At 71.6% G+C, this 14,943-nt stretch carries 12 protein-coding genes and 1 pseudogene; 8 read left to right on the forward strand and 5 right to left on the reverse strand.

All coding sequences use genetic code 11. The features are described from left to right. Window positions 1–57: 57 nt before the first annotated feature. Entirely contained in the window at window positions 58–1,407 is a 1,350-nt protein-coding gene (locus ACFT4A_RS12495) for a mucin-1 (RefSeq protein WP_382828658.1), read from the reverse strand. A 207-nt stretch (window positions 1,408–1,614) separates the two neighbouring features. Here ACFT4A_RS12495 and ACFT4A_RS12500 point away from each other — a divergent pair, with 207 nt between their 5' ends. The 7 genes from ACFT4A_RS12500 to ACFT4A_RS12530 all read left to right on the forward strand — a co-directional run bounded on the left by ACFT4A_RS12500 (window position 1,615) and on the right by ACFT4A_RS12530 (window position 11,398). Next, the gene (locus tag ACFT4A_RS12500) at window positions 1,615–2,634 is read left to right on the forward strand and encodes a LacI family DNA-binding transcriptional regulator (protein ID WP_382828660.1); all 1,020 of its coding nucleotides are present in this window, start codon (window positions 1,615–1,617) and stop codon (window positions 2,632–2,634) included. Between the two features lie 107 nt (window positions 2,635–2,741). Beyond that, window positions 2,742–4,082 (forward strand): ABC transporter substrate-binding protein, encoded by a 1,341-nt coding sequence (locus ACFT4A_RS12505; RefSeq protein WP_382828662.1) that lies wholly within the window; start codon window positions 2,742–2,744, stop codon window positions 4,080–4,082. A 102-nt stretch (window positions 4,083–4,184) separates the two neighbouring features. Beyond that, the gene (locus ACFT4A_RS12510) at window positions 4,185–5,177 is read left to right on the forward strand and encodes a carbohydrate ABC transporter permease (protein ID WP_382828664.1); all 993 of its coding nucleotides are present in this window, start codon (window positions 4,185–4,187) and stop codon (window positions 5,175–5,177) included. A gap of 7 nt (window positions 5,178–5,184) precedes the next feature. After that, window positions 5,185–6,027: a carbohydrate ABC transporter permease gene (locus ACFT4A_RS12515; RefSeq protein ID WP_382828667.1), complete on the forward strand. Its 843-nt coding sequence runs from the start codon at window positions 5,185–5,187 to the stop codon at window positions 6,025–6,027. Between the two features lie 56 nt (window positions 6,028–6,083). Then, complete coding sequence (locus ACFT4A_RS12520; RefSeq protein ID WP_382828669.1) at window positions 6,084–9,014, forward strand: FAD-binding and (Fe-S)-binding domain-containing protein; 2,931 nt, start codon at window positions 6,084–6,086, stop codon at window positions 9,012–9,014. Window positions 9,015–9,130: 116 nt separating this feature from the next. Beyond that, complete coding sequence (locus tag ACFT4A_RS12525; RefSeq protein WP_382828670.1) at window positions 9,131–10,267, forward strand: lipid II:glycine glycyltransferase FemX; 1,137 nt, start codon at window positions 9,131–9,133, stop codon at window positions 10,265–10,267. A 162-nt stretch (window positions 10,268–10,429) separates the two neighbouring features. Continuing rightward, window positions 10,430–11,398, forward strand: a complete 969-nt coding sequence (locus ACFT4A_RS12530) for a DMT family transporter (protein WP_382828673.1) — start codon at window positions 10,430–10,432, stop codon at window positions 11,396–11,398. A 27-nt stretch (window positions 11,399–11,425) separates the two neighbouring features. Here ACFT4A_RS12530 and ACFT4A_RS12535 read toward each other — a convergent pair whose 3' ends face one another. From ACFT4A_RS12535 to ACFT4A_RS12545, 3 genes and pseudogenes are all read right to left on the reverse strand, one after another. Next, complete coding sequence (locus tag ACFT4A_RS12535; protein WP_382828675.1) at window positions 11,426–12,256, reverse strand: phosphotransferase enzyme family protein; 831 nt, start codon at window positions 12,254–12,256, stop codon at window positions 11,426–11,428. Window positions 12,257–12,272: 16 nt separating this feature from the next. After that, window positions 12,273–12,668: pseudogene (locus ACFT4A_RS12540) on the reverse strand (GNAT family N-acetyltransferase); the annotation flags it as partial. Continuing rightward, window positions 12,604–13,281, reverse strand: a complete 678-nt coding sequence (locus tag ACFT4A_RS12545; RefSeq protein WP_382828678.1) for a formylglycine-generating enzyme family protein — start codon at window positions 13,279–13,281, stop codon at window positions 12,604–12,606. The pseudogene ACFT4A_RS12540 and the gene ACFT4A_RS12545, both read right to left, overlap by 65 nt. A 93-nt stretch (window positions 13,282–13,374) precedes the next feature. On the opposite strand from ACFT4A_RS12545, the gene ACFT4A_RS12550 reads away from it, so the two are divergent. Beyond that, entirely contained in the window at window positions 13,375–13,833 is a 459-nt protein-coding gene (locus ACFT4A_RS12550; RefSeq protein WP_382828680.1) for a PPOX class F420-dependent oxidoreductase, read from the forward strand. 22 nt (window positions 13,834–13,855) lie between these two features. Here ACFT4A_RS12550 and ACFT4A_RS12555 read toward each other — a convergent pair whose 3' ends face one another. Further along, window positions 13,856–14,779, reverse strand: a complete 924-nt coding sequence (locus ACFT4A_RS12555) for a hypothetical protein (RefSeq protein WP_382828683.1) — start codon at window positions 14,777–14,779, stop codon at window positions 13,856–13,858. Between the last annotated feature and the right edge of the window lie 164 nt (window positions 14,780–14,943).

Consider the following 14,943-nt stretch of genomic DNA (forward strand, 5'->3'; position numbering starts at 1 on the left):
TTTCCGGAAACCTGGGCGAAACGTCGTCCGTCGGGTGAGACGGTGTTCCGGCGGCCGTCAGTGCGGCGACGGGCCGGGCCAGACGGCCGAGGCGTCGTCGCGGTGCGGGGCCGGCAGCCGGACCGGGCGGACGGGAACAGGGCGGACGCGGCCCTCGGAGGCGGCCGTCCAGGGGGCGGGGCGGCCGGAATAGCACAGGGTGGTGAGGACGAAGACGCCGTCGGCGTAGACCTCGACGTACTCACCGACGGTGAGGATGCGCAGTGCGGCGGCGGGGTCCGGCAGGAGGGTCTCGCCGAGCGGGGTGCCCTCGGGTCCGGTGACCCGGAGGTTCTTGCCGTCGCAGCCGACCGTGAGCGCGGGCCGGCCTTCGTCGGAGACATGCGTGCGCAGGGTGATCTCGGTGCGGCCGGAGAGGTCGACGTCACCGACCGCGTGCAGGGGGGCGTCGTACGTCTCCTCGCCGAGCCAGGGGTCCAGGCCCGGCCACCATTCCAGGCGGGGCACCGCATCCTCCCTCACGACGAGGGACTTGGGCTGGGCGAGCATGCCGCGGCAGCGGTCGCCGGTGTCGGTGAGGCCGACGCGGCGGGGGGTGGTGTGCAGCACGACGCGGGCGCCGTCGGGGGCGGTGACGACGCGCGGGGCGTACGCGCCCGTCGGGCCGAGCGGACCGCGGCGGGTCCACGGGCCGCGCAGGCGCGGGGCGGTCCACGCCTCGAAGCCCCGGGTGGCGCCGATGGAGCCGAGCAGCAGCCAGCTGCCGTCGTCGAGGCGTTCCAGGACCGGGCACTCCAGTTCGTCGACGTCGCCGGGGGAGATCAGCGGCGGGTGGACGGTCCAGTGCTCCAGGTCGTCGGAGGTGGCCCAGGCGACGCAGCCGCCGGCCTCGACCGGCAGGGAGGCGTCGGCGGCGCAGACCACCATGACCCAGCCGTCGGACTCGTCGTCGCGTACGACGAAGGGGTCGCGCCAGCCCATGCGTTCGCCCGTGCGGTACCAGCGCCCGTCCGCCTCGACGACCGGCCCCGTGCCGTGGCGCCGCCAGCCGGTGCCGTCGGCGCGGTCGGAGTGGGCCAGGCCGACCGACTGCAGGGGCCAGCCGTCGGGGGTGAGCCCGGAGACGGCGGTGTAGAGCATCGCCATGCCGGCGCCGTGCGGGAAGGCGTGCATGGTCCACACCGCCTGCTGGTCGAAGCGGCCCGGCAGGCCGTTGCCGAAGGCCGTGCCCTGCGGCTCCCAGTGGACCAGGTCGGTGGAGGTGGCCCGGCCGTAGGACGTCTCCATGCGCAGGTGGTCGAACTCGGCCGTCCACGGGCCCTGCAGATGCAGCGCGGTGTAGGTGCCGTCCGCGTGGCGCAGGAGGTCGAAGTCGTTCACACAGAGGCCGGGCGGCGCGTATCGCATGGACAGGTCCTGTCTGCCGACAGCGGCACTCAAACGCGTGCGCTGTGATCTGGCTGGCGAGAGTTTCTCTGAGAGTCAGCCGCAGTAAATCTGAACGCAAACGCTTGCGCAACAGGAAGGGCGGGTTTACGGTCTCGTCACTCCCCCTCACGCCGACGTGCTTCCGGGCCCCTGACCCGCGGCGTGCACCCGATCAAGGAGCGTCCCGTGACGGTCAGCATCACCGATGTCGCAGAGGCCACCGGGGTCTCGGCGTCCACCGTGTCCCGCGCCCTGCGCGGCCGTCCCGGAGTGTCGGAGGAGATGCGGGCCAGGATCGTCGCGGCCGCCGCCGAGCTGGGCTACACCGCCTCGCGCTCGGCGTCCAGCCTGGCCAGCGGGCGCACCTACACCATCGGCGTCGTCGTCCCGTACGTGGGCCGCTGGTTCTTCGGCACCGTGCTGGACTCCGCCGAGACGGTCTTCAGCGCCGCCGGTTACGACGTCCTGCTGTACAACCTCGGCTCACCGGAGGCCCGCAAGCGCTTCTTCACCAAGCTGCCGATCCGCAAGCGGGTCGACGCCGTGCTGTCCTTGCTGATCCCGGACCTGGAGGAGGCCGCGGCCCTGCGCTCCCTGGGCGTGCCGCTGGCGACCACGGTCGGCGGCGCCCGGCCCGGTTTCACGATGGTCGGCATCGACGACCGGGGCGGGGCGGAGAGCGCCGTACGGCATCTGGTGAACCTCGGCCACCGGCGGATCGGCATGATCTCCGGGGCCAGCGAGCCGCTGCACTGGACCACGCCCCTGGACCGCCGGCAGGGCTACCTGGACGTGCTGGCCGATGCCGGGATCGAGCCCGACCCCGCCCTGGAGGCGGACGGCGGTTACACCGTCGAGGGCGGCGAGCGGGCCATGACCGAGCTGCTGGCGCTGCGTCACCCGCCGACCGCAGTGTTCGCCCAGTCCGACGAGATGGCGATGGGCGCGCTGCGCGCCCTGCGCCGGCACCGGCTGAGGGTTCCGGAGGACGTGTCCGTCGTCGGCTTCGACGATCACGAGCTGTCCGAGGTGGTCGGGCTGACCACCGTGGCCCAGCCGGTCGCGGCCCAGGGCCGGGAGGCGGCCCGGCTGCTGCTGGCGTGGCTGGACGGCCCGGACGCCGGGCCGCCGCCCCCCGTCGAGATGCCCATCCGTTTCGTCCTCCGCGAGACCACCGCTCCGCCGCACACCGGCCGGCAGCGATAGCTCCACCCGTCCCCTTCGCCGCCCGCGACCGGGGCGCCGTCATCCAGTCCCCGGCCCCTCCCCACCGTCCGCGCACCCACCCGCACACCCCGCACGGAGACATGACCATGATCATCGGTAACGGAAAACACCGTCGTACGGGCCTGACAGCCCTCGCTCTGCTGCCCCTGGCCGCGCTGGCCGCCTGTGGCGGGGGCGGCGGCGGCGACACCTCCGCCGAAGAAGGCAGCGGCAAGGGCACCATCAGCGTCTGGGCCCACCAGGGCCAGGCGAACGAGGCGGCCGCGCTGCAGAACGCGGTGAAGTCCTTCAACTCCTCGCAGAGCGACGTCAAGGCCGAGCTGAAGCTCATCCCCGAGAACGACTACACCAAGACCATCACCACCACCGACGCCTCCGAACTGCCGGACGTGCTGGAGTTCGACGGCCCGACGATGGCGAACTTCGTCTACAACAGCAAGCTCGCCCCGGTCGACGGCCACGTCTCCGCCAAGACCCTCGGCAACGTCACCGACGCGATCAAGGCGCAGGGTGAGATCGACGGCAAGCACTACGGCCTGGGCATGTTCGACGCCGGGCTCGGCATGTACGCCAACAAGAAGCTGCTGGACGCGGCCGGCGTGAAGTACCCGACGAGCGTGGACGACGCCTGGACGGCCGAGGAGTTCGGCAAGGCCCTCGATGCGCTGAAGGGCAAGGACTCCGACGGCAAGGTCCTCGACATATCGGAGCAGTACGGCCTGGCCACCGAGTGGGGCACCTTCGGCTTCTCCCCGATCGTCTGGTCGGCCGGCGGCGGCCTGCTGAAGGACGGCAAGGCGGAGGGCGCCCTCGACAGCCCGGACGTCGTCTCCGCGATGAAGACCTTCCAGTCCTGGAAGACGTACGTCGACCCCAACACCGACGGCAACGCCTTCGCCAAGAGCAAGGTGGCGCTGAGCTGGGTCGGCCACTGGAACTACCCCGCGTACAGCGAGGCGCTCGGTGACGACCTCGTCGTCCTGCCGCTGCCGGACTTCGGCAAGGGTCCCAAGACCGGCCAGGGTTCGTGGGCCTGGGGCATCGGCGCCGCCGGCAAGAACGGCAAGGCCGCGGGCGTCTTCCTGGACTACCTGCTGAACGACACCAACGTCGGCGCGATGACGAAGGCCAACGGCGCGGTGCCCGCCACCAAGTCCGCACTCGCCAAGAGCGAGCTGTACAAGAAGGGGGGCCCGCTCCAGCTCTTCGCCGACCAGCTCGCCCAGCCCTGCGGCGACAGTGACATCAGCGCCTCCTGCGTCGCCGTCACCCGCCCGGTGAGCGCCGGATACCCCACGGTCACCGCCAAGTTCAACACGGCCCTGAACTCGATCTACGGCGGTGCCGACCCCAAGGAAGCCCTGCAGAAGGCCGCCCGCGCCATCGACCGGGACTTCACCGACAACGCCGGCTACGAGATCCCGTAACCCGCTGGACGCATCGGCCCGGGCGGGCCGTCGGCGACGTGGCGACGCAACGGCGCAGCCACGTACCGGCCGAGCCCGCCCCGCCGGGAAGAGGACCCTCCCGTGAAAACCGTGGAACCCGCGCACCCCGCGGCCCCTGGCCGGGCGCAGGCCGCCTCGTCCACGCCCTCCGCGAAGCCCTCGCGTCCGTCGCGCGGCAACCGCGACCGGCTGCACGGGCTGCTGATGTCGGCCCCGGCCGTCGTCGGGCTGATCGCCTTCGTCGGCATCCCGTTCGGCTACGCCGTGGTGCTCTCCTTCTACAACGTCCGCCTCGGCTCGCCGCTGGAGCCCGCCTTCTTCGGCGTGGAGCACTACCGGCGGCTGTTCACCGACCCCGACCTGTCCGGCCCGTTCCTGCGGGCGCTGCTGAACAACCTGACCTTCGCCGCGGTCGTCGTACCGCTCCAGACGGGTCTGGCGCTGACGCTGGCGATCCTGCTCAACCGCAAGCTGAAGGCGATCGGCCTGTTCCGGTCCTTCTTCTTCATGCCGGTGGTCTTCCCGATGGCGCTGGTCGCCGTGATCTGGCGGCTGATCCTCGCCCGCAGTGAGCAGGGCATGCTCAACTCCCTGCTGGACACGGTGAGTTTCGGCAACTGGGGTGCCTTCGACTGGCTCGGCGACGGGCTCACCGCGATGGGCTCGATCATCGTGCTGTCGGTGTGGCAGGGCGTCGGCTTCCAGATGGTCATCCTGCTGGCCGGCCTCCAGCAGATCCCGGGCGAGCTCTACGAGGCCTCCGAGCTGGACCGGGCCTCGCGCTGGCAGCAGTTCCGGCACGTCACCCTGCCCGGCATCCGCGGCACCCTCGTCTTCGTCGCGATGCTGACCTCGGTGCTGTCCTTCCGGGTCTTCGACCAGGTGTACATCCTCATCCGCGGCGGCGGCCTGGACGAGGACGCCACCCGGACGGTGATGTACCAGGCCGTCACCACGGCCTTCGACCAGAACAACATCGGCCAGGCCTCGGCCGTCACGGTGGTGTTCTTCCTGATCGTCGTCGCCCTGACGATCGTCCAGCGCCGCGTCGTCCGGCCCGACAACGAGGACTGACTCCCCCATGGCCATGACCCGTACGCCCGTACGCCGCGTCCTCGACTACACCGTCCTGAGCGTCCTGGCGTTCGTCTTCGCCCTCCCCGCGCTCTACCTCTTCCTCGGCAGCCTCAAGCCGTCCGACGAGGTCCTGAACGGCCTGTCCGGCTTCCTGCCCACCCATCTCTCCTTCGACAACTACACCGCCGTCCTCGACAGCCTCAGCTCCGACAGCACCGGCTACTTCTGGCAGTTCATGGGCGTGTCGGTGCTGCTGTCGTTCGTCGTGGTGACGGGCGGACTGATCGTCAACTCGATGGCCGCGTACGGTCTGACGCGGCTGAAGTGGCGAGGCCAGAACGCGGTGTTCACCCTCGTCCTGCTGCTGATGCTGATCCCGTTCGAGTCGGTGGCGGTGCCGCTGTTCTACATGTTCAACGGCCAGCGCAACACCCTGTTCGTCCAGGCGCTGCCGTTCGTCGCCAACGCCTTCGCCATCTACCAGTTCCACACGTTCTTCAAGAAGATCCCGCCGAGCATCGAGGAAGCGGCCCGGCTGGACGGCGCGGGGCCCTGGCGCACCTTCTTCGCGATCATCGTGCCGATGTCCAGGCCGGTGTTCGCCTCGGTCGCGATCCTCACCTTCCTCATCCAGTGGGGCTCCTTCCTGTGGCCGGTGCTGATGGTGTCCGACCCGTCGGTGCGTCCCCTCCCCCTGGAGATGAGCGTCTTCCAGGGGCAGCAGCCCCCGGACTGGGGCCAGATTCTCGCCTTCGGCGTGCTGCTGGTACTGCCCGTGCTGATCGTCTTCGCGTTCTTCCAGCGCTGGTTCGTCGAGGGCGTGGCCAGCTCCGCCGTCAAGGGCTGAGGCCTCAGGGGGCGCCCCGATCGATCACTGTCAGTGATCGGGTGCATGCTGGACGCATGACGGATGCCGGGGATCTCCCTGCCCTTGAGGCCGAGCTGAGCCGGGTCGTCCGGGGTGACGTGGGTTTCGACGTCACCTCCAGGGCGCTGGTCACCATGGACGCCTCCAACTACCGCCGCGTCCCGCTGGGCGTCGTCGCCCCACGCGACGCCGATGACGTGGCGGCCGTGCTGGAGGTGTGCCGGGCCCACGGCGTGCCGGTGGTGGCGCGGGGCGGCGGGACGTCCATCGCCGGTCAGGCGACGGGGACGGGCGTGGTGCTGGACTTCACCCGGTACATGAACCGGCTCCTGTCACTCGACCCGGTGACCCGTACCGCCGTCGTACAGCCGGGGCTGGTGCTCGACCGGCTCCAGGAGGCCGCCGCACCGCACGGGCTGCGCTTCGGTCCTGATCCGTCCACACACAGCCGGTGCACGCTCGGCGGCATGATCGGCAACAACTCGTGCGGCTCCCACTCGGTGGCGTGGGGGACCACCGCGGACAGTGTGCGTGAGCTGGACGTGGTCACCGCGCGGGGGCGGCGGCTGCGGCTCGGACAGGACTGGGCCGGGGCGCCGGACGGGCTGCGGGCCCTGGTGGACGGCGACCTGGCCCGGTTGCGCACCGGCTTCCCGGAGCTGCCCCGCCGCATCTCCGGGTACGCGCTGGACGCCCTGCTGCCCGAGCGGGGCGCCGACGTGGCCCGCTCCTTCTGCGGCTCCGAGGGCACCCTCGGGGTGCTGACGGAGGCGGTCGTACGACTGGTCGAGGCGCCACGCGCGCGTGCGCTGGCCGTGCTGGGCTACGCCGACGAGAGCGCGGCTGCGGAGGCCGCCGCCGGGCTGCTGCCGTTCGGGCCGCTGACGGTGGAGGGCATGTCGGCGGACCTGGTGCCGTCCGCGACGGCCCTGCCCAAGGGAACGGCCTGGCTCTTCGTGGAGACCGGCGGGGAGTCGGCGGGCGAGGCACGCGCGCGTGCGGAGGCGATCGTGCGGGCGGCCGACGTCGTGGACGCCCTGGTGGTCACCGACCCGGCGGGACAGCGGGCGCTGTGGCGGATCCGGGAGGACGCGAGCGGTACGGCGACCCGCATGCCGGACGGCACGGAGGCCTGGCCGGGCTGGGAGGACTGCGCGGTGCCGCCCGCCCGGCTCGGGGCGTATCTGCGGGACTTCCGGGGGCTGCTCACCGCGCACGGACTGCGCGGCACGCCGTACGGGCACTTCGGGGACGGCTGCATCCACGTCCGGATCGACTTCGACCTGCTGACGGAGCCCGGAATCGCCCGCTTCCGCCGCTTCTCGGAGGAGCTCGCGGAGCTGGTCGTGGCGCACGGCGGCTCGCTGTCCGGGGAGCACGGCGACGGGCAGGCGCGGGCCGAGCTGCTGCCCCGGATGTACGGCCAGGAGATGGTGGGCCTCTTCGAGCGGGCGAAGGGCGTATGGGACCCGGACGACCTGCTCAACCCGGGGATGCTCGTCCGCCCCGCGCCCCTCGACGCCGACCTGCGCTTCTCCGTCCTGCCTCGCGAACCGGTCGACGTCGCCTTCGGCTACCCCTCCGACGGCGGTGACTTCTCGGCGGCGGTACGGCGCTGCGTCGGCGTCGCCAAGTGCCGTACGACGTCGGCGTCCGGCTCCTCCGTCATGTGCCCGTCCTTCCGGGCGACCGGCGAGGAGCAGCACTCCACACGCGGGCGGGCCCGGCTGCTGCACGAGATGCTCGCGGGCGAGGTCGTGACGGACGGCTGGCGCTCGACCGAGGTACGGGACGCGCTGGACCTGTGCCTGTCCTGCAAGGGCTGCCGCTCGGACTGCCCGGTCGAGGTCGACATGGCCACGTACAAGGCGGAGTTCCTCCACCACCACTACGCCGGGCGCCTCCGTCCGGCCGCGCACTACGCCATGGGCAGGCTGCCGGTGTGGCTCCGGGCGGTGTCCCGTACGCGCACGGCATGGCTGGTCAACGCGCTCTCCGCGGTACGGCCCTTCGCGTGGGCGGCGAAACGGCTGGGCGGGATCGCGTCCGAACGGGAGATTCCGCGGGTGGCGAGGCGGACGTTCACCCGGTGGTGGGAGCGGCGGCGGAGGGAGACGGAGGGCGGGGGAGGCGACCTCGTCATCCTGTGGCCCGACACCTTCACCGAGCACCTCTCGCCCTCCGTCGGACAGGCCGCCGTGCGGGTGCTGGAGGCGGCCGGACTGCGGGTGGGGCTGCCGCCGACGCTGCGGCTGGTGAAACCGCCGGTGGGCGACGGGCGGACGGTCGCGATGGATCCGCTGTCGGTGCTGCGCGGCCGGGGCCGGGTCTGCTGCGGGCTGACGTATGTGTCGACGGGCCAGCTGGACCGCGCCCGGGCGGTCATGCGCCGCACGCTCGACCTGATGGAACCGGTGCTGGAGACCGACGCCCCGGTCGTCGTCCTGGAGCCGAGCTGCGCCGCCGCCCTGCGCACCGACGTCCCCGAGCTGCTGCACGACGACCCGCGCGCGGCCCGCCTCGCCGCGAAGGTCCTCACCTTCGCGGAGACGCTGGAACGCCACGCCCCCGACTGGACGCCGCCGCGCGTGGACCGCCCGGTGGCCGGCCAGACCCACTGCCACCAGCACGCGGTGCTGGGCGACGCCGCCGACCGCAGGCTGCGGCAGGCCGCTCTGCTCTCCGGCGAACTGAGCGGCGGCTGCTGCGGTCTCGCGGGGAACTTCGGCTTCGAGAAGGGCCACTACGAGGTGTCCACGGCCTGCGCGGAGGAACAGCTCCTGCCGTCGGTGCGGAACGCCCCGGACGGCACGGTGGTCCTGGCGGACGGCTTCTCCTGCCGCACCCAGCTGGAACAGCTGGCGGGGGTGCGGGGGAGCCACCTGGCGGAGGTCCTGGCGGCGGCGCTGGAGGGGGTGGGGGATGCGGCCGGAGGGGGAGGGATCGAACCGAAGGACGAGGGGTGAAGCGGGGGTACTTGAGGCGTTCGGACCACGCGACGGGCGGACCCGAGTGTCTGAGCCGGAGGAGAGCCGGTGCCGCTCCTACGCTCGCGGGACCAGCCACTCGAAGGAGCCCGCGTATGAGCATCCGCGTCAAACCGATCACCCGTGACGAGCACCTCGCGTTCGTCGCGGCCCGCCCCTCCGCCAGCCACACCCAGGTCCCGTCCTGGGGCGAGGTGAAGCCCGACTGGCGGGCGGAGAGCCTGGGTTGGTTCGACGCGGTCGGGCGGCTCGTCGGCGCCGGGCTCGTCCTGCTGCGCCCGCTGCCCGGGCCGCAGCTGCCCGGGCTGCGGAGATACCTCGCGTATCTGCCCGAGGGCCCGCTCGTCGACTGGCACGAGCCCGGCCTGGAACGGCTGCTGGAGCCGATGCTCGCGCACCTGAGACGCCGGGGTGCCTTCGCCGTGCGGATGGGCCCGCCGGTCGCGGTGCGCCGCTGGAGCGCCGAGGCGGTCAAGGCGGGCATCGCGGACCCGGCCGCCGGGCGGCTGAGCGACGTACGGGCGACGTCGTACGACCCGCGGGCCGGCCGGATCGCGGGCGATCTGCGCCGCATGGGCTGGCGGCAGACCGAGGCCGGCGGCGAGGGCGGCTTCGCCGCGGGGCAGCCCCGGTACGTCTTCCAGGTGCCGTTCGCCGGCCGGTCACTGGACGACATCCACAGCGGCCTGAACCAGCAGTGGCGGCGCAACATCAAGAAGGCCGAGAAGGCCGGCGTGAAGGTCGTACGCGGCGACATCGAGGATCTGCCGGCCTTCCACGAGCTGTACGGCGAGACCGCCGAGCGGGACCGGTTCATCCCGCGCCCGCTGTCCTACTTCCAGGGCATGTGGAGGGCGCTCACCGCCGAGCACCCCGACCGTATGCGGCTCTACCTCGCCTACCACGACGGCGAGGTGCTCGCCGCCGCGACGATGCTGACCGTCGGCGACCACGTCTGGTACTCCTACGGCGCCTCCACCGACCGCCGGCGCGAGGTCCAGCCGAGCAGCGCCGTGCAGTGGCGCATGATGACCGACGCCCACGCACTCGGCGCCGCCGTCTACGACCTGCGCGGCATCACCGACACCCTGGAGGAGTCCAGCGACCTGCTGGGCCTGCTCCGCTTCAAGGTGGGCACCGGCGGCGAGGCCGTCGAGTACCTCGGCGAATGGGAGTACCCCCTCAACCGGCTGCTGTACAAGGCGTTCGGCCTCTACCTCTCCCGGCGCTGACGTCTCGGCGCTGACGTCTCAGAGCCCGAGACAGAGGTAAAAGGGCTTCACGCACCTGACTGAGTCCATTACTGTGGACTGAGTAGTGCATCGGGATGTACGTGGAGTGCATGCGGGTGCACCCACAGCCCGCACCCGGAGCCGACCAGCACAGGACCGCCCGTGACCACCCCCGCCACCCCCGCCAACGCCACCACACCGCAGTCCGCGACGGCCGCCACGCCCTCCCCGGCCGGCGGCCCCGGCCGTCTCGGATCCCTCGGGCCCGTGGGCCTGGTACTCGCGGGCGGCATCTCCGTGCAGTTCGGCGGCGCGCTGGCGGTGACCCTGATGCCGAGGGCGGGTGCCCTCGGGGTGGTGTCGCTGCGCCTGTTCGTGGCGGCGGTCGTCCTGCTGCTGGTCTGCCGTCCGAGCCTGCGCGGCCACTCGCGCACCGACTGGGGCACGGTCGTCGTCTTCGGCATCACCATGGCCGCGATGAACGGCCTCTTCTACCAGGCCGTCGCCCGCATCCCGCTGGGCCCCGCGGTCACGCTGGAGGTCCTCGGCCCGCTCGCCCTCTCGGTCCTCGCCTCCCGCCGCGCGATCAACCTGGTGTGGGCGGCGCTCGCCCTCGCCGGTGTCTTCCTCCTCGGCGGCGGAGGCTTCAGCGGCCTCGACCCCACCGGAGCGGCCTTCGCCCTGGGCGCGGGCGCCATGTGGGCGGCGTACATCGTCTTCAGCGCCCGTACGGGCCGCCGCTTCCCCCAGGCGGACGGGCTGGCCCTGGCGATGGCGGTCGGCGCGGTGCTGTTCCTGCCGCTGGGCATCGCCGAGTCGGGGACGAAGCTGCTCGACCCCGTGACGCTGGGGCTGGGCGCGGCGGTGGCCCTGCTCTCCTCGGTCCTGCCCTACACCCTCGAACTCCTCGCCCTGCGCCGCCTGCCCGCCTCCACCTTCGCGATCCTGATGAGCCTGGAGCCGGCCATCGCCGCGACGGCCGGCTTCCTCATCCTCGACCAGGCCCTCTCCGCCATGGAGGCCGCCGCGATCGCCCTCGTCGTCGCGGCGAGCATGGGGGCGGTGCGGACGCAGGTGGGCCGGGGGCGCAAGAAGACGGCGGCGCTGGAGAGTACGGGGTTGGAGGGCTAGGGCCAGGGTCAGGGCTGGGGCTGGAGGCTAAGGCGCGAGTGCTGCCCGGATCCGGGTGAGCCACTCCTCACCCAGCCGAGGCCCGTCCGGGAACTGGTCGTCTCGATCCCAGCGCCAGGTTGTGATCACGGCCAGCACGAGGATCCGGCACTGGCGCAGCAACTCCCGATCGACCCCCGGATAGTGCTCGCCGACTTCCTCAGGCGCATGCGCGAGGTCCCATTCGACGGGCCCACGGCAGCAGGTCTCCAGGTCGATGAACAGCAGCCCGTTCCCCGTGCTGAGCAGATTCCCCGGGTGCGGCTCGCCGTGCAGAAGCTGCTCGGCCCCGCCCCGCTCCCCGATCACTCGCCTCAGCTTTCGCAACGTGTCACCGAGCAGCTCCCGATCGGCGTCGCCGAGCCCCGGAGTGCGGTCGCGGTCCGCCACGAGCCGTCGAGCCTGCTCGACCCGGTCCGTGAAGTGCTGCGTCGGGATGTCGATTTCACGCATCCCGGCATGCAGGCGCGCGAGCGCGTGGGCGTAGTCGGCCGGTGACACCTCGCTCGGCGTCACGGGTGCGTAGTAGGTCCACAGCGTGATGACGAAGCCGTCCCGCTCATGAACACGTGGCTCCACCCGCGGCTCAAGAACGGCCACCGGACACTCGACCTCGTTGAGCCGCTGAGCCACCTCGACTTCGAACCGCGCGACCTGGTCCGCCACCGGCGCCACCCGGGCCAGGACGTCACAGGGCAGCAGGCGCAGGGTGAGCTTGTTCGAGTCATGCAGAACGATCGCGTCGTCGGCTCTCAGGCCAAGTGACGAGGCGATCGACAGGGCCGCGGCCCTCGCGCGCTGTACCTCTGACACCTGCACAGTCGCCTGACCCCTCTCCTCCGGGCGTGACCGAGGACCACACACCCAACCACTGCTCGGCGCCGTACTCCTCGAACCGCTCCACCTCGGCGAACCCCAGCCTCTCCGCGAGGCGCATCGCACGCCCGTTGGCGGTCCGGGCGCACAGCACCACCGGCTCGCCGGGAAGCGCGTCGCCGAACCAGCCGAGCACCGCCCCGCACGCCTCGGCGGCGTATCCGCGTCCCCACGCCACCTCAGGCACCGCCCGTTCGAGCTCCTCGCGCGGTCGAGGCCCACCGACGTAGGCGCCCACCTCCGGCGATGAGAACAGCTCGATGAACGCCGCCCGGTCTCGGTCCTCGGACTCACGAAGCACGAGCCGTTCGGTCTTCATCGAGGGAGGCGGAGCGTGCGACGCGGAACCCCACATCGTCGATCCGGAACGTCGGATGGCTACGGCGCCGCACCGAGGCCCGGCAGCTCCAGTGCTCGTCGGACCAGCCGCCGCCCTTCAACACCCGGTACGTGCCGTAGACCTCGGCGTCGTAGAGGTCCCAGCACCAGTCCCAGACGTTGCCCAGCATGTCGTACAGGCCCCACGCGTTGGCCCGTTTGCCGCCCACCGCGTGGACCCGCTCGTCCGCGTTCCCCCGGTACCAGGCGACCTCGTCGAGCCGGCCATACCGCGGCCCGGAACTGCCGGCACGGCAGGCGTACTCCCACTCGGCCTCGGTCGGCAGCCGGTACCCATCGGCAGAGGCGTCCCACTCGACGCCCTCGTCCTCGCCGCGCAGCCGATACACGGGCGTCAGCCCCTCCGCCACCGAGAGGGCGTTGCAGAAGGCGACCGCGTCCCACCACGACACACCCTCGACAGGCAGCCGCTCGCCATGAGCGGTACTCGGCCGCTCACCGGTGACCTGGGCGTACCACTCCTGAGTGACGGGGAACGCCGACATCCAGAAGGGCGCGACCTCGGTCGTCCAACTCCGCTGCGTCCGCCGGTCGGAAAGCGTCACCGCCCCGGCCGGGACGGCAACCATCCCGCATTCCACGCCCTCGCCAACTCCCATGTGAGGTAAGCCTATTGAGGATCGCCATGAAATATCCAAGCCGACACCGCAGTTGATCCGTCCATGACTCAACGCCCCGGCCCCCGCCCCCTGTCCGACGAAGCCCTCTCCGACCTCCTCGGCAAGCAGCAGTTCGGCACGCTCGCCAGCGTCAAGCGCGATGGCCGTCCCCATCTGACGACCATGGTCTACAGCTGGGACCCCGAGGCCCGTATCGTGCGGTTCTCGACGACGGCCGAGCGCATCAAGGTCAAGCATCTGAGACGCGACCCGCGCGCGGCGCTGCATGTGCAGGGCGGTGACGTGTGGTCGTTCGCCGTCGCGGAGGGCGAGGCCGAGGTCTCCGAGGCCACGACGGTTCCCGGTGACGCGGTCGGGCGGGAACTGCTCGGGATGATCCCGCAGGGCGCGAAGCCGGAGGACGGAGACGCGTTCCTGGAGGAGCTGGTCGCCGAGCGCCGGGTGGTCGTCCGGCTGAAGGTGGACCGGCTGTACGGGACGGCGCTCGACATCAACGGCTAGACCACCCCGTCCGCGAGACCCCTCAGCGCACCAGGATCCCGCCCACGGTGATTCCGTAACGCACCCGCAGCCGACGCAGCTCCCACAACCCGACCGCTGTCACGGACACCGGGGCCCCGAGCAGGAACACCGCCCGCACCGGCCCCGGCATGCCCGCGTACGCCCCGGTGAACACGTCGATCAGGGTCATCTCCCACACCAGCGTCATCGCGAGCAGCGGCGGCATGGTCTGGTGGATGTCGGCGGTGCGGAACACATGGACCAGGGCGAGGCCGATGCCCCAGATGACGAACGGCAGCACCCACACCAAGGTGAACACGGTCGCCACCCAAGTGACCACGGACATCACGGGGTTGGTGGCGAACTTCCCCTCGACGAAGCCGGTGAGCACGGACGCCGGGAAGACGAAGACCCCGGCCACGAGAGCCACGATCGCGCCGAACGACCGCGCCGCCCGGCGCAGCAGATCCCGGCGGGCCGACGGAGCGGTCAATACCAGCAGGACGCCGACGGCCACCGGGAACGTCACCGACAGCATCAGCACGCTGATCCACGACTGGTCGAGGCGGTCGCTCGCGGCGTCCCCGACGGAGTCGGTGATCTTGTAGGCCACCGACACGTACACGAACGCGCCGAGCCCCACGAGTGTGCGGACCTTCTGCATGCGCGCGATGAACGCGTCCTCGACGAGATCCGGCCGGGACGGCTTGAAGACCCGGCGCGCGGTGTTGATGGGCCCGATCCGCCGCCGCAGCCGCGTGAAGGGGCCGGGTGGTGGCGCCTGCGGCGGCATCGGGTGGGGTGTGTACGGGTGCGGGATGTGGGGCGGATAGCCACCCTGGGGCGGGTAACCGGCGCCCGGCGGGGGATACCCGGCGCCCGGCGGCTGCGGAGGCCGGCCGTGCGGGTCGTACGGCGGCTGCCCGCCCGGATTCCAGGTGCTCATTCTGGTTTCTCCCCCGAAGTCCGACCAATGGAACGAGCGCGACTGGGAGTGTATTGATCGCGCCGTCAAAGAGCACGCTTTCAGCCAGCGCACATTTTCATGCAAGCATGCTTGATTGTTTCTGACCCCGCTGCCATGCTCCTCAGCACGTCGCACCACCCCGC

Origin of the sequence: Streptomyces sp. NPDC057099 (assembly GCF_042671245.1) — a bacterium.
Taxonomy (GTDB): Bacteria; Actinomycetota; Actinomycetes; order Streptomycetales; family Streptomycetaceae; genus Streptomyces; species Streptomyces purpurascens.

Bases quoted from the DNA above. Each gene is read 5' to 3' on its own strand.
- ACFT4A_RS12495 (WP_382828658.1), bottom strand. From the start codon at position 1,407: ATGCGATACGCGCCGCCCGGCCTCTGTGTGAACGACTTCGACCTCCTG.
- ACFT4A_RS12505 (WP_382828662.1), top strand. From the start codon at position 2,742: ATGATCATCGGTAACGGAAAACACCGTCGTACGGGCCTGACAGCCCTC.
- ACFT4A_RS12515 (WP_382828667.1), top strand. From the start codon at position 5,185: ATGGCCATGACCCGTACGCCCGTACGCCGCGTCCTCGACTACACCGTC.
- ACFT4A_RS12520 (WP_382828669.1), top strand. From the start codon at position 6,084: ATGACGGATGCCGGGGATCTCCCTGCCCTTGAGGCCGAGCTGAGCCGG.
- ACFT4A_RS12525 (WP_382828670.1), top strand. From the start codon at position 9,131: ATGAGCATCCGCGTCAAACCGATCACCCGTGACGAGCACCTCGCGTTC.
- ACFT4A_RS12545 (WP_382828678.1), bottom strand. From the start codon at position 13,281: ATGGTTGCCGTCCCGGCCGGGGCGGTGACGCTTTCCGACCGGCGGACG.
- ACFT4A_RS12550 (WP_382828680.1), top strand. From the start codon at position 13,375: ATGACTCAACGCCCCGGCCCCCGCCCCCTGTCCGACGAAGCCCTCTCC.
- ACFT4A_RS12555 (WP_382828683.1), bottom strand. From the start codon at position 14,779: ATGAGCACCTGGAATCCGGGCGGGCAGCCGCCGTACGACCCGCACGGC.